This window comes from Cerasicoccus arenae (assembly GCF_014651635.1).
Lineage (GTDB): Bacteria > Verrucomicrobiota > Verrucomicrobiia > Opitutales > Cerasicoccaceae > Cerasicoccus > Cerasicoccus arenae.
Map to the genome: position 1 here is coordinate 364,785 of NZ_BMXG01000001.1, position 18,395 is coordinate 383,179.

15 protein-coding genes are annotated in these 18,395 nt (G+C 54.4%); 11 read left to right on the forward strand and 4 right to left on the reverse strand.

Features of this window, described 5'->3' with window-relative positions; all coding sequences use genetic code 11:
* Nucleotides 1–9 precede the first annotated feature (9 nt).
* Both lpxA and IE065_RS01595 read right to left on the reverse strand, forming a co-directional pair.
* Nucleotides 10–789, reverse strand: a complete 780-nt coding sequence (lpxA, locus tag IE065_RS01590; RefSeq protein WP_189511145.1) for an acyl-ACP--UDP-N-acetylglucosamine O-acyltransferase — start codon at nucleotides 787–789, stop codon at nucleotides 10–12.
* A gap of 19 nt (nucleotides 790–808) precedes the next feature.
* Entirely contained in the window at nucleotides 809–2,143 is a 1,335-nt protein-coding gene (locus IE065_RS01595) for a bifunctional UDP-3-O-[3-hydroxymyristoyl] N-acetylglucosamine deacetylase/3-hydroxyacyl-ACP dehydratase (protein WP_189511147.1), read from the reverse strand.
* Between the two features lie 184 nt (nucleotides 2,144–2,327).
* Between IE065_RS01595 and efp the strand changes: the two genes are divergently transcribed.
* From efp to IE065_RS01615, 4 genes are all read left to right on the forward strand, one after another.
* On the forward strand, nucleotides 2,328–2,885 hold the full coding sequence (efp, locus tag IE065_RS01600; protein WP_189511149.1) for an elongation factor P: 558 nt from the start codon (nucleotides 2,328–2,330) through the stop codon (nucleotides 2,883–2,885).
* Nucleotides 2,886–3,221: 336 nt separating this feature from the next.
* Nucleotides 3,222–3,419 carry a hypothetical protein gene (locus IE065_RS01605; RefSeq protein WP_189511151.1) on the forward strand — a complete coding sequence of 66 codons (198 nt, stop codon included), beginning with the start codon at nucleotides 3,222–3,224 and terminating at the stop codon, nucleotides 3,417–3,419.
* Nucleotides 3,420–3,865: 446 nt separating this feature from the next.
* The gene (locus IE065_RS01610) at nucleotides 3,866–5,047 is read left to right on the forward strand and encodes a peptidoglycan-binding protein (protein WP_189511153.1); all 1,182 of its coding nucleotides are present in this window, start codon (nucleotides 3,866–3,868) and stop codon (nucleotides 5,045–5,047) included.
* Nucleotides 5,048–5,243: 196 nt separating this feature from the next.
* Nucleotides 5,244–5,924: a type II secretion system protein gene (locus tag IE065_RS01615; protein WP_189511155.1), complete on the forward strand. Its 681-nt coding sequence runs from the start codon at nucleotides 5,244–5,246 to the stop codon at nucleotides 5,922–5,924.
* Between the two features lie 96 nt (nucleotides 5,925–6,020).
* On the opposite strand, the gene acs is transcribed toward IE065_RS01615, so the two are convergent.
* Both acs and IE065_RS01625 read right to left on the reverse strand, forming a co-directional pair.
* Nucleotides 6,021–7,967, reverse strand: a complete 1,947-nt coding sequence (acs, locus tag IE065_RS01620) for an acetate--CoA ligase (protein ID WP_189511157.1) — start codon at nucleotides 7,965–7,967, stop codon at nucleotides 6,021–6,023.
* 220 nt (nucleotides 7,968–8,187) lie between these two features.
* Nucleotides 8,188–9,336 (reverse strand): hypothetical protein, encoded by a 1,149-nt coding sequence (locus IE065_RS01625; protein WP_189511159.1) that lies wholly within the window; start codon nucleotides 9,334–9,336, stop codon nucleotides 8,188–8,190.
* A gap of 173 nt (nucleotides 9,337–9,509) precedes the next feature.
* On the opposite strand from IE065_RS01625, the gene queA reads away from it, so the two are divergent.
* The 7 genes from queA (at nucleotide 9,510) to IE065_RS01660 (ending at nucleotide 17,771) form a co-directional block, all read left to right on the forward strand.
* Complete coding sequence (gene queA / locus IE065_RS01630; RefSeq protein ID WP_189511161.1) at nucleotides 9,510–10,589, forward strand: tRNA preQ1(34) S-adenosylmethionine ribosyltransferase-isomerase QueA; 1,080 nt, start codon at nucleotides 9,510–9,512, stop codon at nucleotides 10,587–10,589.
* A 115-nt stretch (nucleotides 10,590–10,704) separates the two neighbouring features.
* Nucleotides 10,705–11,202 carry an RNA polymerase sigma factor gene (locus IE065_RS01635; RefSeq protein ID WP_189511163.1) on the forward strand — a complete coding sequence of 166 codons (498 nt, stop codon included), beginning with the start codon at nucleotides 10,705–10,707 and terminating at the stop codon, nucleotides 11,200–11,202.
* Nucleotides 11,203–11,226: 24 nt separating this feature from the next.
* Entirely contained in the window at nucleotides 11,227–12,120 is an 894-nt protein-coding gene (locus tag IE065_RS01640; protein WP_189511164.1) for a hypothetical protein, read from the forward strand.
* Between the two features lie 250 nt (nucleotides 12,121–12,370).
* Nucleotides 12,371–14,770 (forward strand): AMP-binding protein, encoded by a 2,400-nt coding sequence (locus IE065_RS01645; RefSeq protein ID WP_189511166.1) that lies wholly within the window; start codon nucleotides 12,371–12,373, stop codon nucleotides 14,768–14,770.
* 40 nt (nucleotides 14,771–14,810) lie between these two features.
* Nucleotides 14,811–15,566, forward strand: a complete 756-nt coding sequence (locus IE065_RS01650; RefSeq protein ID WP_189511168.1) for an esterase/lipase family protein — start codon at nucleotides 14,811–14,813, stop codon at nucleotides 15,564–15,566.
* A 7-nt stretch (nucleotides 15,567–15,573) separates the two neighbouring features.
* The gene (locus IE065_RS01655; RefSeq protein WP_189511170.1) at nucleotides 15,574–16,272 is read left to right on the forward strand and encodes a hypothetical protein; all 699 of its coding nucleotides are present in this window, start codon (nucleotides 15,574–15,576) and stop codon (nucleotides 16,270–16,272) included.
* A 248-nt stretch (nucleotides 16,273–16,520) separates the two neighbouring features.
* Entirely contained in the window at nucleotides 16,521–17,771 is a 1,251-nt protein-coding gene (locus IE065_RS01660; protein WP_189511172.1) for an LL-diaminopimelate aminotransferase, read from the forward strand.
* Nucleotides 17,772–18,395 lie beyond the last annotated feature (624 nt).

The window sequence follows — 18,395 nt, forward strand, 5'->3', positions numbered from 1 at the left end:
AATCTCCCCTTATACCCAACCGCGGACGCTGGCGCTACCGGCGGCGAAATTGAGAATCATTGAAATGATACGGGACTTCGCCTCGGGGTGTTCTCGAAGACGTTCCAGAGCCTGTGCGCGATTGAGGTTTTCGCGGTAAAAGATTTTGAAGACCGAGCGTGCAAGGGTAATTTCTTCACTGGCGAAACCGTCGCGTTCTAGGCCCACTTTGTTGATCGTTTTAACTTCGGCGGGGTTGCCATCGGCGATCATGAGGGGGGGGACGTCCTGCACAGCCTTGGCGCAGGCACCGACCATTGCGTAATCGCCGAGACGACAAAATTGATGAATGCCGGCATTCCAGCCGATGTTGACGCGATCTCCGACGACCACGTGGCCGCCAAAAGCCGCATGGCTACTCATCACAAGGTGGTTACCGACGTGGCAGTCGTGCGCAATGTGACTGTATGCTAGGATGACGTTGTCATTGCCCATCGTGGTGAACTCACCGTCCTTAGTGGCACCATGCACGGTAACGTATTCGCGGAAAACATTGCGATCGCCAATTTTCAGGCCGGGCTTGCCTCCGTTAAATTTCAAATCGTGCGTTTTGCCGCCAATCATGGCGTAAGGCCAGACTTCGTTTTGCGCCCCCATCAAGGTATAGCCCTCGACGGTCGCGTGGTGGCGAACAACGCACCCCGAGCCAAGCACGACCTCCGCTCCGATATAGGCATAGGCACCGATGGAAACATCATCAGCGAGCTGAGCGCCTGATTCGATAATTGCGGTAGGATGGATGTCAGCCATTAAAAAAATTTCTGCTAGGCTAGGTGTCACTAGCACCGTCCACAATCGTGAACATCAATTCGGCTGAAGAAACGACCTTGCCGTCAACTTTGCATGTGCCAGCGGCAACGCCGATCTTATTACCACGATTTTTCGTAAGTTTGACGTTAATCACGACCACATCACCCGGGATAACGGCGCGGCGGAACTTCACCTTGTCGCAGCTCATGAAGAACGCGATTTTGTTGGCTGAGCTGATACGGCGCAGCATAAGGATGCCAGCGGCTTGAGCCATGGCTTCGATCTGTAGAACGCCCGGCATGACCGGTTGACCGGGGAAATGCCCCATGAAATACGGTTCGTTGATCGTGACGTTCTTGATGGCCGTCAGCTCGTCCGGATTCGGCATATCAATGACCCGGTCGATCATCACAAACGGGTAGCGATGCGGCAGCGTGTCGAGGATACGGCGGATATCCAGCGCGGTCTCATGAGCCATGACCTGCTGCGGGCCTTTCGCGTCCTTCTTGGCTTCCTTTTTCTTGGCGCGGGCCAAGGATTCGACGATTGCCTTGCACAGCTCCGCATTGAGCGCGTGGCTTGGGCGAACGGCCACAATGTGCGCCTTGATCGGGCGACCTAGCAGCATCAAGTCACCAATAACGTCCAACACCTTGTGGCGGGCGAATTCCTCTTTGAAGCGGAGGGGCTCTTTGGAAAGGATTTTATCGCCCTTGATAACAATCGCGCTGTCAAGACTGCCGCCTTGGATTTTGCCCAACTTGAGGAGTTCCTCGATGTCTTCGTAAATTGTAAAGGTGCGGGCGGGCGCAATCTGGGCGATATAGGACTCCGGATCGATCTCTAGCGAGACGTGTTGCGTGTGGATGCCACGATCGTCCGCGCTGGTGCAAGTGACCTTAAAGTGGTCGCAGGGCAAAGCGATGATTGAGCTGGCACCCTTGGTCACGCTAATCGGCTCCACGAGTTCGATGTAAGTGCGCTCAGCCTCTTGCTCGACGGGTTCAGCCTGGTTGATCAGGTTGACGTAGTGCTTTGCGGAGCCATCCAAAATCGGTGGCTCGGAGGCATCCATCTCAACCACGGCGTTGTCAATCGCGCACCCGTGTAGGGCGCTCAGGACGTGTTCGATGGTGTGGACCTTGGCATGACCATTGGAAATGGTTGTGCTGCGGACCACGTCGGAGACGAGGGAGACGTCGGGTTTCAGTTCGGGCTTACCGTACAGGTCAACCCGTCGAAACACGATACCGTGGTTCTCTGGCGCAGGCTTGAGCGTCAGCGTCACCTCCTCACCGGTGTGCAGGGCTTTCCCCTTGACGGAGACGTCGCGCAATATGGTCCGTTGCTTCATGGGCTGGGCAGAATCGAATGCAAAAGGAAAGAAAGTAGGGCGCGAAGCCGCCGTGTAAAGCGCCGATTAACATTGTCGACCTTTCGTTGGCGATGTCTCGATCAGGCCGTTCTTGACATAGGGCCTGCTTTTGCGCATTTCTCAGCCTTTTTCCAATTAACTATAAGAACCCACGACAAATCCCATGGCGTCACCCACCGAAATCCGCAAAGGCCGCGTAATGAACTTCCAGAACGCGCCACATCTCGTGCTCGACATGCAGCACCGCACCCAAGGCCGCCAAGCCGGCTTTGTACAGGTGACCATGCGCAACCTGAATAACGGCACCTCGACCAACGCCAAATTCCGCTCCACGGACAGTGTCGACTTCTGCCACACCTCCAATAACAAGCTGGAATACTCCTATATCGACGACCAGGGCTACCATTTCATGGACACCGACACTTTCGAAGACCATGTTTTGCCCGCCGAAGTTTGTGACAGCTCCAAGCTCTATCTAGTCGAGAACAAGCCCTACGAAATTCTGATGGTGGACGATGTGCCCGTGGCGATTAATTTGCCCGCCGCCGTCGAAATGGAGATTACCGAATCCGCTGAAGGCGTTAAGGGTGATACCGCTTCCAATGTCCAGAAGCCTGCAACCATGCAAACGGGCCTTGTCGTCCAAGTACCACTCTTCATTAAACCCGGTGAAATCATCAAGGTTCGCACCGAAGATGGCTCCTATCTCGGGCGCGCATAACGGATAGTTTTGCTATCAAAAATCGGTGCGCCGCATCGAATCGCCTTTGAGGCGCTGGTATTTTGCCAGCGCCTTTTTTAACGGATAAAAATCATGTTACCCGTGCCCATTATTACCACTGATTCAACAATGGCCGACTACGCGCTCCCTGACACACAACGAATCATGCAAATTGCCCGACAGAGGCGGCGTCCAGCCAACGTTTCTGCACGAAAGCCGAACCAGCCCTGAAACTTAAAATTCCATATCTAGCTAATAATGAAAGCCTTACAAAGTAAATCGAAAGATTGGCACGCACAATGATATAAGACACATGAACTCAAACAAAGAACTCTTATGAAAAAACAAACAAGCATACTGATCGCACTCCTTTCCATCGGCCTCATCAGCCTCTTAACTGGCTGTCAAAAGGACGCCGGTGACCACCTTGAAGATGCAGGCGAATCCATTTCGGAAGCCGCTGAATCAGCCGGAGAATCGGTTAGCGACGCTGCTGAAGACGCTGCCGATGAAGTCAAGGACGCCACCAACTAACTTATATCGGATCGTGGAAAGTGTCAGTTAGGAGAGAGTCTTTCCCGTTCCGACCCCGGAAACGCAGATAGCAGCAGCAATAAGCGGCCGGCCCAATAGGGTCGGCCGCTTCGTTGTACCCTATCAGCGCCAATGCGATTCAGGCGCGGCTTTCATTTTGGAACCCTCAGCACCACGTAAAGCGTGCTTAAAGCAGCAAGGGCACGCGGCATTCCCCGGAGTGCTCCAATAAAATGTAAGTGATCCAAAGCGGCTCCGTAGAAATGCATGCAAAAAGCGTAAAGTAAGCCTTGGTGATCGTTGCGAACTGCAATCCCACGACATAGCTAAACTTTTCACAAAAATCACAAGGCACTACCAATCAACCACTTACTGATCCAATAATAAAATTGGCACGGTATACGGTAATAGTATAGGCGAACATTAACCCGAACCAATACACAGACATGAACAAAACAATCATCATTACATGTGCCGCTGGCATCGTCGGCGTTACCACGCTCTCTGGATCACAAACAATGGAAGCCGAGGAAGGCAATTTCTTCGACGACGTTGCCTCTTTCTTTACTGGCGACAACTCGGATAATAAGGCGCTCAATGAATCCGGCCCTGGTGACCATGAGGAGTCCCGCTCCCCACACAAGCAATACCCAAAGCTGGCTTTGGAAAAGCAGGTTCCAGCCGAAAAGCGCTATCAGATCACCGCGCAGAGTGAACAACTGCCATTCCCAAAGGACGCCATTACGGGCGATTGCTACGCCGAGGTCATTGTCCCGGCCAAGTTTGATATCGTCTCGGAAAAAGTGCTCCAGCAGGAGGGCTCATCCCGCATCGAAGTCACCCCTGCCCAGTATGAATGGGTAGAACAAACCGTGATGACCAAGCCGGCAGAAACTCGCTTGGAAATCGTTCCCGCCCAATACAAGACTGTAACCGAAAAGGTAATGGTCGAACCCGCCCGCGAGGAGACAATCTCCATTCCCGCCACATTCAAGACCGTGTCCGAACAAGTGCTTGTGCGCCCGGCAACAAAGGTCTGGATGGACGGTGAGGTGGAAGTTGAACGCCCAGCTGACCTGACAGGTGACATCGTTTGCCTGATTGAAAAGCCCGCCGAATACCAGACCGTCACCCGACAGGTCATTGACCAACCAGCTCGCACCGAGGTCCAAAAGATCCCCGCTCAGTACAAGACCATTCAAAAGCAAGTGCTTGTCTCTGAAGCCACCACGCGAGAAATCACCATCCCAGCTCAATATGACACGATCCAAGTGCGCCAGGAGATGACTCCGGCCCGCACCGAGGAAATCAATATCGAGCCACAATACGCGATGGTCTCCCGCGAAGTGCTGGTCGAGTCAGCTCACACCCGCTGGGAAAAGGTTCTGTGCGAAGACAGCATCTCTCCTGAGTTGGCTTGGGAAGTGGAAGATCGCCTGAAGGCCGAAGGCTTTGACCCCGGTCCCATCGACGGCGAAATTGATGAAGCCACTCAACAAGCAGTTGAAGACTACCAGATGGCCAACAACCTGCCCATGGGCGGATTGACACCAACCACACTGGAAAACCTCGGCATCGTCAACTTCAAGCAGAAGACATCGGCCCCGAAGGTCGCCAGCATTCAGTAAATTACCAAACATCACTCTGTCTTCACAGACGACAGACGCTCAGAAACGCCCGGGGTTCGCCCTGGGCGTTTTTTAGTAATCCACCCCAGTCTAACATCAACATGCCAACCACCACGCAACTTATTGCACAAGACAGTATTTGCCTTTCGAACCACAAGGCATACGATTGATTTGTTGCTTTAAACCATTTACCCTTATGCCGAGATATAATGCCCCCCCCTCCCCCCCCCCCCTGCGGTCAGGATTTTCCCTAGTAGAATTGCTAGTCGTAGTTGCCATCTTCGGCATACTTGCGGCTATCCTCTTTCCGGTGATTTCTGCAGTCCGCAATAAATCCAGCTCGGCCCAATGCGCATCTCAGTTGAGACAAGTCGGCATGGCCTTCCAAATGTATTTGCAGGATCACAACAACATCCTGCCAACCAGCTATCTAGGGGCACCATTCAGTGGTCAAAGCCCTTACTATAACCGCGACCCACGCCGCATTCAGACCATTTACGGTATCTATTGGGGCGCGCCAGAATCCAGAACCTGGAGCAACAGTGAAAGCGAGATGAGCTTCGATGGGACGCTGGCTTGGAGTGCTTGGGAGAACAACCGCCGCGGCCCAGGCCCAAGCATTATTGGCAACCTACCCGCCAAGTTGACCACCAGTGACGAACCCGCAAAACAACCACCTTGGGGCAGCTCATTCCTATTACTGGAAAAGCCTTCATCCACCCCAATGTACACTGAGGCCGATGCACTGCTGGTCCCCAGCGCTGGTTGGTCCAAATTCTTGCCAGAGAAGCCCGTCCACGGTAGTTATCGCAATACCCTCTTTTTCGATAGTCACGTCGAACAGGTCGATGTCGAAATTGACCTGCGCACACTTTAGTGACGGAACACAGGCATAATAAGCCAACCAATTTAAAAAAAAGAGCGGGGCACATTTGCCCCGCTCTGCTTTTTAAAGAAACTCTTTGATTACGGCCTAGGCCTTGAACTTTTCTTTGAGGTTGTCGACCACGCTCGGATCAGCGAGCGTCGTGACGTTACCCAATGGACGATCCTCAGCAATATCACGCAAGAGGCGCCGCATGATTTTGCCCGAACGTGTCTTAGGCAGGTCAGCCGAGAAAACAATCTTTTCAGGACGCGCAAACTTACCGATCTTGGAATCAACCATCGCAGTGAGTTCCTTGCGCCAAACAGCCTCTTCACCTTCCACGCCCGTCCGGATGATGACGAAGGCGACCAGACCCTGTCCCTTGATCTCGTGCGGGACACCAATGACCGCGCTTTCTGCGACGGCTGGGTGTTCCACGAATACGCTTTCCAGCTCAGCGGTGCCGATACGGTGACCCGAGACATTAACCACGTCATCGACGCGGCCAGTGATCCAGAAATAGCCGTCCTCATCCTTGATGGCACCGTCGCCAGGGAAATAATACTTACCGCCCCACTTGCACCAGTAGGTGTCCTTGAAGCGTTGCTCGTCGCCCCACACGCCGCGCAACATAGCGGGCCAAGGCTTACGGATGGCCAAAATGCCGCGATCGGTTTCGTTGCCATCTTCATCGAGCACGGCGGCATCAATGCCAAGGAAAGGCGTGGTAGCCGATCCGGGCTTTGTTGCGGTAACGCCGGGAAGCGGTGTGAGCATATGGCCGCCGGTTTCAGTCTGCCACCAAGTATCCACGATGGGGCACTTTTCAGCGCCAATTAGCCGGTGATACCACATCCAGGCTTCTGGGTTGATCGGCTCGCCCACCGTTCCCAAAAGGCGTAGGCTGGACAAGTCGTGCTTCACCACATGCTGATCTCCCCACTTCATAAAGGCGCGGATCGCAGTCGGCGCGGTATAGAAAATCGAGACCTTGTATTTTTCAACGATCTGCCAGAACCGAGATTCGTCCGGGCTGTTCGGGGCACCTTCATACATGACCTGCGCCACACCATTTTGAAGAATTCCGTAGACAATATAGCTGTGGCCAGTAATCCAGCCGACATCCGCTGTGCACCAATAGACATCGCCCGGCTTGAGGTCGAAAGTCAGCTTACTGGTCAAATACGTATAGACCATGTAACCGCCCGTGGTGTGCATAACACCCTTGGGCTTGCCAGTGGAGCCACTCGTATAGAGCAGGAAGAGCATGTCTTCGGCGTCCATCTCCTCGGGTGCACATTCGGCGGGGACAGTCGGGGCAATTTCGTGATACCAAACATCGCGGTCGTTCCAAGTGTGCGGGAACGGCTCCTTGTCCAGATGACGTTGCACAACGAGCACCTTCTCAATCGATGAGCAGTCAGCGACGCCTTCATCGACAATGTCCTTGAGCATGAGCGCTTTCCCGCGACGCCAGCCGCCATCGGCGGTAATGACGAGCTTCGACTTCTGGTCCATAACACGGTCCTTTATCGATTCGGCAGAGAAACCGGCAAAAATCACGCTGTGCACTGCACCAATACGCGCACAAGCCAGCACCGATATCGCCAGTTCGGGGATCATCGGCAAATAAATCGAAACGCCATCACCCTTGCCCACGCCGAGTGCCTTGAGCACATTAGCAAAGCGCTCTACTTCAGCCAGCAACTGACCATAAGTCAGGACACGGGTTTCGTCTGCGGGCTCGCCTTCCCACAGAATAGCGGGCTGGTCAGCAAGGCCATTGGCCACGTGACGGTCCAGACAGTTAACGGTAACGTTGGTCTTACCACCGACGAACCACTCGTAAACCGGAGCCTTCGAATCATCGAGAACTTTGTCCCACGGCTTCATCCAAGTAAGCTCGGAGGCGATATCGCCCCAAAAGCCCTCGGGATCATCAAGGCTGCGTTTATGCGCGGCCTTATAGGCTTCAACGCCGCTCAGGTTGGCCTGGGCGACAAATTCGGGGGTTGGTGGGAACTTGCGGGTATCGGGAGACGGTGCGCTCATTTTAATCGTTCGGGGTTACAGTTTGCTTGCCCAATGAGGCAGGCAACGGAATTTCCAGCCAGTAAACTAGATTCAGGACCTCAGGCAATAGCGGGATTGGCCTGACCTGAATTTTTTATAGTCAGCATCAGTAAATATAACACCCAGCGACACCTTCACTGCTATCAAAAGCGATTTACGCTGTGGGCAAATCGCTCGATCCAACGTGGTCGTTGGCTGGCTAAGCGTGCTTTTTGTCGGCTTCGGGCTCGTCGTCGTCTTCGAGTTGATCGTAGAAGTCTTCGAGGTAGTCTACGTCTTCCGAGATGTCTTCGTCACGCTCGTCGAAGTCTGGACGATCGAAATCGTCATCTTCCCACTCGGGCGCTAAATAAAGGACAGCCGGCAGAGGCTCAGAAATTTCGGCGATCCGACGACTGCGCAAATTGATCGGCAGCGTGGTGTTAAACTTCTCAAAGAGAACCAGCACGGAGTCTTCGTGCGTGTTGCACATGTCCTCGAAGTCGGCAAAATACTTTTGGTTGCTTTCATCTCCGGAGTCGACGAAGGATTCGATAATCTCAGGCAAATCAGACACCTGAATCTTGGAATGCAGTGCATAGACTCGTTCGTTAGCGGTCTTGACTGCTGAATCTTCGTTCGCGGCAAGGTAGGCCTTCACGCACTTGACGATCAAGTCGTCCGCCTCTTTACGCTTAGAAACATGAAATTCCTGGTTGAGAACGGCTTCCTTGAAGGCCTGCTTGATCTCTGGTGACACGCGGGTCAGCTTTGGCCCGGTCCAACCGTCTTGCAGGTCATCTTCGGATTCAGGAACATCACCCCAATCGTCATCGTCGTCTTCACTGGAGCGGCGATCGACCATTTTCTTGGTCTTCTTTTGGGATTCAGCTTGCTGGGCCTTAACATCAGCAGAGAAATCATCTTCCAAGGAAGTTTCGCCCACCGCGTCAATACTGGCGGAAGTATCGATATCCCAAGCATCATCATCGCCCCACTCGTCCTCTTCAGCAACGGGCTCTTTAGCGACCGGCGTTTCCTTAACCGGGGTGGGTTTCACCTCAGTGCGTTTAATTTCAACGGGCTTCGGAGCCTGCTTTACCTCAATAGGCTTGGCTTCAGCGGGGCGCGCCTTCAACGGGCTGGCCACAACAGGCACCGTCTTGACCGCTACTGGCGTAGGGGCAGGCTCAGGCTTGGGCGCAGAATCATGGTCTTGATCAGAACGAGGACCATAATTGGGGTTGCGTGACACGAGAGGTGAAGCGTGTCCTTTATTTGCGGACTTGCGGGTCAGCAAAAACAATGCAACGGCAAGCAGCGCGATAATGACGCCGATGACGATGGCGATAAGCGTAGTATTTGACATGGAATGATGACTAAGAAAACAAAACTGGTGTCAGAAAATTGGCGCGTTGTTACGCAGAGATCAATACTTTAGAAAAATCATTACACCAAAATCTATCAGCTAAATTCTACATCCTAACCGTAAAAGCGAAGTAGACATTTTTTTTACAATCCATATCGACTCTTTTCACCCTCATGCAAACCGACGATTTCGACTACCCTCTTCCGAGCGAATTGATCGCCCAAGCTCCCGCTGATCGGCGTGACCATTCCCGCTTGATGGTGGTGAACCGTGCGACGAGAGAGGTACAACATGCGCATTTCCGCGATTTGCCTGATTTTCTGCCCCAAAGTCAGGTGTTTCGCAACAACGCCTGCGTCTTTCGTGCCCGACTCCCTGCCAAACGACCGACCGGCGGCGCAGTGGAATGCCTGCTCCTGCACCCAGCCCAGTTGTCCTGGGAGTTTTGGTGCCTGCTCCGACCTGGGCGCCGACTACCCGAAGGGGCCACTTTTGGCGTAGATGGCGTTTTCACGGCTGAAGTCCTTGAAAAACGTCTCGACGGCGAAAACCGCGTACGCTTCACCCCTCTGGCTGGTCAAGATAGCGTCACTGCCATCGCCGAGAGCGCGGGTAATCTGCCCCTCCCCCCTTATATAGAACAGGCACGGCGAGAAAGTGACTCGGCACGAGACTGGTCCGCCCTTGATCTCGAACGTTATCAGACCGTGTATGCCGACCCTCGGCAAAAAGTCGCCGCAGCCGCTCCCACGGCAGGCCTCCACTTCACCCCCGAACTGATGGCCAAGCTCGCCACCGCCGGAACACACTTCCACAACGTGACCCTGCATGTCGGTCTGGATACCTTTCGCCCGATCAGTGTCGACCGCATTGAAGACCACGTGATCCATCGAGAATTTTATGAATTGCCAGCCACAACCCGAGCAGCCGCAGATGCCCCCGGCCTTCCACGGGTTGCCGTAGGAACCACCTCATTGCGGGCGCTGGAGGACTACGCTCGCAAGCGTACCGCTGCCCAAGGCCCTTTTTCCGCTGAGGCTGACATCTTCGTCTACCCACCAGCTGATTTTGCCGTGGTAAATCACCTGATCACGAATTTCCACCTTCCTCGCTCCACCCTACTTTGCCTAGTGAGCGCTTTTTTGACGCCAAACCAACTTGAAGGAATTAAATGGTTGAAGGAGCTTTACCAAGAGGCTATCTCCCTCCGTTATAGATTCTATAGCTATGGCGACGCAATGTTACTACTTTGAAAGCCGGAAACACTGAGGGAGCTTCCTCACCTCATATGATAAATCCGACTAAAGTTCCAAAAAAAGCGTCACTTGAGTAATTTTGACGGAATAATATTAAAAGCAACCGACTCCCATGTCTGAAAACCCAGATATAGATTTCCGTCAACTCGTGGCCGATTATTATCAGCCACTCTACCGATTCGCCTACAGCCTTAGTAAGAACGAAGATGAAGCATGTGATCTCACTCAGCAGACCTTTTTGGTCTACGCCGAGAAAGGCGACTCCCTCCGGGACGCTGGCAAGGTCAAATCATGGCTCTTCACCACTCTATACCGTGAATTTTTACGAATCCGCAGACGCGGAGCCAACATGTCCGTCCAAGAGCCCGAAATCATCGAAGCCGAAGCCCCTCCAGTTGACCCAGGCATCGTTACCAAGCTTGACGGGCGAAGCGCTGTGGAAGCTCTTGAAAAAGTCGAAGAAAGTTACCGGGAACCCCTCATCCTCTTTTACCTCAAGGATCTCTCCTACAAGGAAATCGCTGAAGCACTCTCCATCCCCATCGGTACTGTCATGTCCCGACTTTCCCGCGGCAAAATTCAGCTAAAAAAGGCGCTTCTCAGCTCGTAATTCCACCAATAATTTTCCCAGAACATGGACAACAAAAAGATCAAAGAACGCCTGGCTGCTCTTCGACCGGAAGACCTCCACTCCGAGGATCCCGAAATCGAAGAACTCCTCATGCTAGTCGAGGAAGATCTTGAGCTGGCCGAGTGGTTTGCCCAGGAACAAGTCTTTGATCAGGCATTTGCAGATAAGCTCCAGCAAATTGAACCGCCCGCCGGTCTGGATGAACGTATCATCGCCGCCATGGAACAAGCCAAGGCTGGCCAAGCATCTCCCGAAACACCCGCAGCGGAAGTCGAGGTGCCCACTGAAACCGCTGACGAGAAGATAACGCCCTTTACCCCCGAAGCCCCCATTAAGCCTGCCGTCGTCGCAGAAGAGCAAGGCTCGGCAGCCGTCCCTTTCCACCCAACGGCAAAGCGTTCTTGGTGGCAAAGCCCCAGCCTGATGTCCGCCGCCGCCGCTATCGTGCTCGTGCTCACCGTGAGCATGGTCATGTTTAACGGACCTGAGTTATCCGCGGACTCTCTGGAAGATTTTTACAGCGAGATTGGCAAACATCATCTGTCCAACGCCCCACTTAATATTGAAACGAGTGATCTGGGCGTGATCCGCGATTATCTATCGAGCCACGGAGCACCATCCCCTGGTAAATTCCCTGCTAACATCGATCCACTCCCAGAAGTAGGCTGCGCAGTCATGCATTGGGGGGGCGAGCTGATTTCCGTTGTCCGCATGGACGATCATGAAAACGTCGATGTCTACATCGCCCGCGCCGGACTCTTTCCCGACTTTTCCAATAAACCGCAGCCACAGACGGCCAACCTTGACCAAATCGTCGTCCTCGCTTGGTACGACGGTGACTTGATTTACTTCCTCGTCCGCACCGGCGAAATAAACGAGCTCGAAGGACTGCTGTAGGCCGATAGCGATACATTCCTCGTCCCATTAGTATGGAGGCATGTCAAAAACTGCCAGAAATGCGCTGCTCACAAAAACGAGCATATTGATCAAAATTCGCACAAGTATTCATTTTTAGTCCGACTGGATTTCGAAAATAAGCCTAATCGAAACCCATAGCTAAGTTTCAAATAACTCACAGACAACAACTTAATGGCCGATCTTAACATAAGTGACCTTAGTTGGCACGAAGAGAGCATTATTGGAAGGCATGGACTCCTCCAATGCATCCCACACACCACACTTACTCTTCATTACATCGCTCGGCGCGATCGTCGCCACGTGGTTTAGCCTACGCCTTGGCTCACTGTGTGGCATCGCACTAGCCTTGGGCACACTGACGGCAATTGGGCTCGGTTATGGCGTTTACCGTGCAGAGCAATACCGTCACAGTCTTGGGCTAACCTTCGCTCAGAGCTTGGCCTACTGGCCAATGTGGTTGCTCGTGCGGCTACGCTATCAGGTTGAGGTCATTGGTCTGGAACACCTCCCCCGCGAGGGCAAGGTGCTCGTGATCGCCAACCACGTATCCTATGCCGATGCCGTGATCCTCGGCACCTCCCTTCCCCGGCGGCTCCGTTTCATGAGTAACGAAGACCTGCAAAAGAAGCCCTTCGTGGGGCATTTCCTTCGTCTCGCGGGCGTGGTGCCCGTTAGCCCCGCCCGCGCCCGCGCGGCTATCCGCATTGCGGTCGAAAGTCTGGAGACTGGTGAGGCTGTCGCGATTTTCCCCGAAGGCCACCTGACACGCGACGGTTTAGTCGCCCCGTTCCAAGACGGATACCGCTTAATCGCCCGCAGGGCAAATGCGCCGGTACTGCCAGTTTACCTTGACGGTTTGTGGGGTTCCGTATTCAGTTTTAAGGGTGGTCGCTTCTTCTGGAAATGGCCACGATTTGAGCGCCCGACGATCCGCATCGTCTTAGGCGAAACGATTACCGCCGATATGTCTGCTGCTGACGCCCGCCAGATCATCCTCGACCACGGGGCCGATTCATTCGAAAAGAACCCCGAGCTGACCGATCACCTCGGCGGGTGGGTTGTGGAAAAATTGGCCGCCCGCGCCAACGAAGTCGCTGTAGTCGATCACTCCATAGGGCGTAAGGAAATGAAGGCCGGTGTCTTGGCTGCCGTTGCCCTGAACCTCTCCAAATCGATCCGCGAGACCTGCCCGGAGAAGCGCATTGGCATCGTCCTCCCCCCCGGTCTAGGCGGTATTCTGGCTAATCTGGCCGTTTCGTTAGCGGGTAAAACGCCAGTTAACCTGAACTTCACTTTAGGCTCCGCAGCGCTGCAAAGCTGCTTCGACAAAGCCAAGATACAGACAGTCATCACTGCTGCCCCGGTTCGTGCGCAAATTGACGGGCGCATGCCCGGTTTCCCTTGGCCCCAACATACGCTGGATGTCCGCCAACAACTGGAATCAATTCCAAAATGGCACATCATCAAGACCTTGCTGGGAATCAAGCTTTTCGGCGGCGCGAGCGCGCGTAAACGCTTCAATGTGCCGGCCAAGGGCGACCGCGAAGAAGCAGGCCTGCTCTTTACCAGTGGCAGCGATGGCGACCCGAAAGGCGTTGTGCTTACGCACCGCAATGTCATCGGAAACGCCCTCCAGGTCTGCGAATGCGGCGTTCTTCCAAGGGGCGAAATCCTGATGGCAAACTTGCCCATTTTCCACAGTTTCGGCTTCACGGTCCAATGTTGGACGGCGCTTGGGGTCGGCGTCAAAGTAGTCACCACCCCCTCCCCCCTCGACTACAAAAAAACCGCCGACATCATCGAACAAGAGCAATGCAGCATCTTGCTGGGCACCCCCACCTTTTACCGCCCCTACCTCAAACGTGTGGAGCCGGAGAAGCTTCGTTCACTGAAGATAGTGGTCGCTGGTGCCGAAAAGACCCCCGATGGCTTTCACGACGCCTGGGAGGCCCGCTTTCCGAACTCGAAATATCTGGAAGGCTATGGCCTTACGGAAACAGCACCCGTAGCTTCGGTCAACGTGCCAGACCTGCCCAGCGATGGCATCGCCCCCCCCACCATTCGCACCCGCCGTGGTTCAGTGGGCCGCTTGTTCCAAGGCATGGCTGCACGCATCGAATGCCCTGACACAGGTAAGATTCTGCCAATCAACCAAGTTGGTATTCTCCAACTACGGGGCGTGAATATCTTTGCGGGCTACCTCGGTGACCCAGAGCGCACGAAAGACGTCATCCTTGACGACGATTGGTTCCGCACCGGAGACCTTGCCTGCTGTGACGCTGACGGCTTCCTTTATATAAAAGGTCGGCTGAGTCGTTTCTCAAAAATTGGCGGGGAAATGGTCCCCCACGGCTCCGTAGAAACCACGCTGGCCAAGGCCTTCGGAGTGGCTGAAAGCGAAACACAGCAGCTCGCGGTGTCCGCGCGGCCTGATAGCGCCAAGGGCGAGGCCCTCGTGCTCTTTACCACCTTCGACATCGACGCCAACACCCTCCGCGACAAAGCGAAAGAAGCTGGCTTGGCTAACCTCTGGACGCCCAAGGAAATCCGACGCGTGGAGGTGATCCCCGTGCTTCCCTCGGGCAAGCTGGACCTCCGTGGACTCAAGAAACTGGCAGAGCAGGCCTAGCGCCGCCGCCTCACCAACACTCTCAAAGAAAGGAGCGGCCATGTGGTCAGTCTCGAAAACCAAGATTAACGAATACGGGCAACCTGGCGGCGAAACCATCATCCTGCTCGATGGCATTGGGCCAAAATTCCGTCATCTGGGCCTGATGATCAACATGCTGCAGAAGCCCGGGCGACGTGTGCTGCTGATCGATTATCCGTCCACCCGCAACACGATTGAGTCCCTCGTCGAAGAAGAGTTGGTGCCAGCAATTGCCAGCGCGAAAATCGAGCGCGAGCAGCCCCTACACTTCGTCACCTTCTCTATGGGAGGGCTGATGGCGCGGACTTATTTAAAGGATCACGCACCCGCCAACCTAGGGCGAGTGGTGCACATTGCACCGCCAAACCACGGCAGCGAAGTCGCCGATTGGCTCAAAAAAATCCCGCTGTTCCGCTGGGGGTTCGGCAAGTCCGGCCAGCAATTAACCACCGACTCAACCTCGCTTCCCAACACCCTCGGCCCAGCCTGCTACGAAGCCGGTGTGATCGCGGGTTGCCGCTCGCTGGACCCCTGGTTCGGCTGGATGTTCAAGGGGCCAAATGACGGCAAGGTATCCGTGGAAAGCGCCCGCCTAGACGGGATGACGGACTTTGCCATCGTCCCGTCCAGCCACTATTTGATCATGAATCATCCGCAAACTCTCGCGCTGACAGATCGTTTTTTGCAGGAGGGGAACTTCGGTAAGACCAGGCAGACAAAGGGTTATGCGGCTCCTACCGCTATGGTAAATCATACACATTCCCCGAATACCTAAACCACTCATGAACATCCACACTGCCCGTTCTTTGCTGCTGAAATCCTTCATTGGCTTCCTGAGCCTGACGGCGCTGATCGGCATTGCGACAGTGCTCACGGGGGAGTTCGGGGAACTTCAGCTAAAGATCCTCGCGACCACCTTTACTATCTCAGCGGCAAGCATTTGCGCGATGGCGTGCGCGGCATTCATTGAAAAACGCGCCATGCCAGCCCTTGGCTGGACGGGTATTGGGCTGAATTTTCTTGCTGCTACAATGCTCCTTTTTGCCATGTGGGCCGAGCTGGGAGACGAATATTATTGGAAAATCACCATTACGTTAATCGTTCTAGGGCTGGGTTTTGCGCATGCACTACTGCTGCAATTACCCGATCTCGGCAAAAAACATGACTGGATTCCGGCCATTGCGGCGGCCTCTGTGGCGGCCTTGGCGGTGTTTATCATTGTGGCCTTTTGGGGCGAAATTGACAACGAAGGCTACTACCGTGGTCTGGCAGTGATTTCGATCATTGTAGTGCTGTTTACGCTGATCATCCCCATCATGATGAAGCTCGCCAAGCCTGATGTAGTCAGCAATCCGCCGCATTTGACGCCGACAGAAAAACCCTCCATTACGGCGGATGCCTTGGTCTTGACCCCGGTCGATGGCAACTACTACCAAGACGCAAATGGCACGCGTTATCGGGTGGAAAAAGTCCCGGAGTAATTCCAAAGGGGGGGGTGTCGTGTCTAAAAAACACCCCAAACCGGCCTCTAGGCCAATGACAATCAGTAATTCCAGCGATTTTGGTGTTTTTTCGCGTCAAATAAAACTGATACTTTTATGCTCTTTTTGGCGTAATTTTGGGCGAAAAATGGAAACTACAGCAAAGTTTGGGTCGGCAATACGCAACCGGTCAGTTGCTTTTTACTTGCCCGGCGTGCGGTCCGCGCTTTCGTTGATGCCCTTCAATTATGGCAGACGACACCTACATCCAGCAACTGTTCGCGGACCGCATTGGCGGCGCACAATACGGCAAATCCACCGCGATCTACAAATTTGAGAAGATCAAGCGCGCCAAGGCAGCGGCCAAGAAGGACAAGCCTGGCATTGAGCTGATCGACATGGGTGTCGGCGAGCCCGACGAGATGGCTTACCCTGAGGTCGTTTCCGCGCTCATCACCGAGGCCAGCAAACCCGAAAACCGTGGCTACGCAGACAACGGCGGCCCCGAGTTCAAGGAAGCCGTCGCCCGCCACATGAAGGCAGTTTACGACGTCCAGATCGACGCAGCCACCGAGGTCTGCCACTCCATTGGTAGCAAGGCCGCCCTCTCCCTTATCCCCGCGTGCTTCATCAATCCCGATGACTACGTGCTGATGACCACGCCCGGCTACCCCGTTTTCGGCACCCACGCCAAGTATTACGGCGGTCAGGTTTACAACTACCCGCTGACGGCGGATAACAACTTTTTGCCGGACCTCAAGAGCGTCCCGGCTAACATTTTGGCCAAGGCCAAGGTGCTCGTGATCAACTACCCGAACAACCCCACTGGCGCATCCGCGACCAAGGCGTTCTTCGAGGAAGTCGTCGCCTTCGCCAAGGAAAACGGCCTCATCGTCTTGCAAGACGCCGCGTATTCCGCGCTGGTCTTCGAGGGCGAAAAGCCACTGTCGATCCTTCAGGTTGACGGTGGCAAGGACGTCGCCATCGAGCTGCACTCCCTCTCCAAGAGCTACAACATGACTGGCTGGCGCATTGGCTGGGTCTGCGGCAATCCCCTGATCGTCAAGGCCTACAGCGACATCAAGGACAACAGCGACTCCGGTCAGTTCCTGGCCATCCAACAGGCCGCCGCTGCCGCCCTCGACAACCCTGGAATCACCGAAGAAATCGCCGCCAAGTATTCCCGTCGCATGGACATGCTAGTCGATGCGCTGACGGATTCCGGCTTCACGATCACCAAGCCCAAAGGCAGCTTCTTCCTATACACCGCTATCCCCCAAAGCGCCACCACGCCCGAGGGTGCCAAGGTGGAGTTCAAGACCGCTGAAGACTTCTCCCAGTTCCTAATCCGCGAGCTACTGATCAGCACCGTGCCGTGGGACGACGCCGGTGCCTTCGTCCGCTTCTCCGTCACCTTCAGCGCCAAGGGCAAAGACGCCGAGGAAAAGATGGTCGACGAAATCAAGCGCCGCTTGGATGCGTGCTCGTTCGAGTTTTAACTCGAAGGAAGATTAAAGGTTAAAGACCGGGTGCAGTGATGTGGTCGGGATTTGACGTGGCTGGGTGGCAGGATGGAACTGCGGCGCGGGGGACGCGCCTGCGCTACCTTTGGCAATGGAAACGAGTATTGGAATGAGGCAACGCATGGTAAACGACAAGCCAGCTAAACGGATCGACACTCAAAAGGTGGAGCCCGGTGTCCCGACCGGGCTGTTCCATCCTGCTGGCCGCGAGGCAAGGTTGGCCCGGTAGGGACACCGGGCTCCACCTTAGATAACTCAAAACGAATTTTTGGCGGAAAAGTGGCAGCCACCTAATAGACGTTGCCCCGAAGTATCCGCGTTTCATCCGCGCTCATCCGTGGCTAAAAAAAAACACCCTGCTAGCCAGCAACGCGCAGACGGCACAGGATCGCGTCCGCAAACCTTGACGAACAAGGCCCAAGCACGCATTCTCCTCCTCGGAAAACGATCACATCCGAGTTTCAGTTCGTCAGAATCCGATGAGGGCAAAATTCTAACCAGTAGGAATGAGAAGGCGTTTCCCCGGAACTGATACTTCTCAAGATGAGCAAAACACCGACTAAGCACCGCAAGACTAACGCCGCCTCCATCACCATTGGG

Bases quoted from the DNA above. Each gene is read 5' to 3' on its own strand.
- IE065_RS01655 (WP_189511170.1), top strand. From the start codon at position 15,574: ATGAACATCCACACTGCCCGTTCTTTGCTGCTGAAATCCTTCATTGGC.
- IE065_RS01595 (WP_189511147.1), bottom strand. From the start codon at position 2,143: ATGAAGCAACGGACCATATTGCGCGACGTCTCCGTCAAGGGGAAAGCC.
- IE065_RS01605 (WP_189511151.1), top strand. From the start codon at position 3,222: ATGAAAAAACAAACAAGCATACTGATCGCACTCCTTTCCATCGGCCTC.
- IE065_RS01615 (WP_189511155.1), top strand. From the start codon at position 5,244: ATGCCGAGATATAATGCCCCCCCCTCCCCCCCCCCCCTGCGGTCAGGA.
- lpxA (WP_189511145.1), bottom strand. From the start codon at position 789: ATGGCTGACATCCATCCTACCGCAATTATCGAATCAGGCGCTCAGCTC.
- IE065_RS01635 (WP_189511163.1), top strand. From the start codon at position 10,705: ATGTCTGAAAACCCAGATATAGATTTCCGTCAACTCGTGGCCGATTAT.
- efp (WP_189511149.1), top strand. From the start codon at position 2,328: ATGGCGTCACCCACCGAAATCCGCAAAGGCCGCGTAATGAACTTCCAG.
- queA (WP_189511161.1), top strand. From the start codon at position 9,510: ATGCAAACCGACGATTTCGACTACCCTCTTCCGAGCGAATTGATCGCC.
- IE065_RS01610 (WP_189511153.1), top strand. From the start codon at position 3,866: ATGAACAAAACAATCATCATTACATGTGCCGCTGGCATCGTCGGCGTT.
- IE065_RS01650 (WP_189511168.1), top strand. From the start codon at position 14,811: ATGTGGTCAGTCTCGAAAACCAAGATTAACGAATACGGGCAACCTGGC.
- IE065_RS01660 (WP_189511172.1), top strand. From the start codon at position 16,521: ATGGCAGACGACACCTACATCCAGCAACTGTTCGCGGACCGCATTGGC.
- IE065_RS01625 (WP_189511159.1), bottom strand. From the start codon at position 9,336: ATGTCAAATACTACGCTTATCGCCATCGTCATCGGCGTCATTATCGCG.
- IE065_RS01645 (WP_189511166.1), top strand. From the start codon at position 12,371: ATGGACTCCTCCAATGCATCCCACACACCACACTTACTCTTCATTACA.
- acs (WP_189511157.1), bottom strand. From the start codon at position 7,967: ATGAGCGCACCGTCTCCCGATACCCGCAAGTTCCCACCAACCCCCGAA.
- IE065_RS01640 (WP_189511164.1), top strand. From the start codon at position 11,227: ATGGACAACAAAAAGATCAAAGAACGCCTGGCTGCTCTTCGACCGGAA.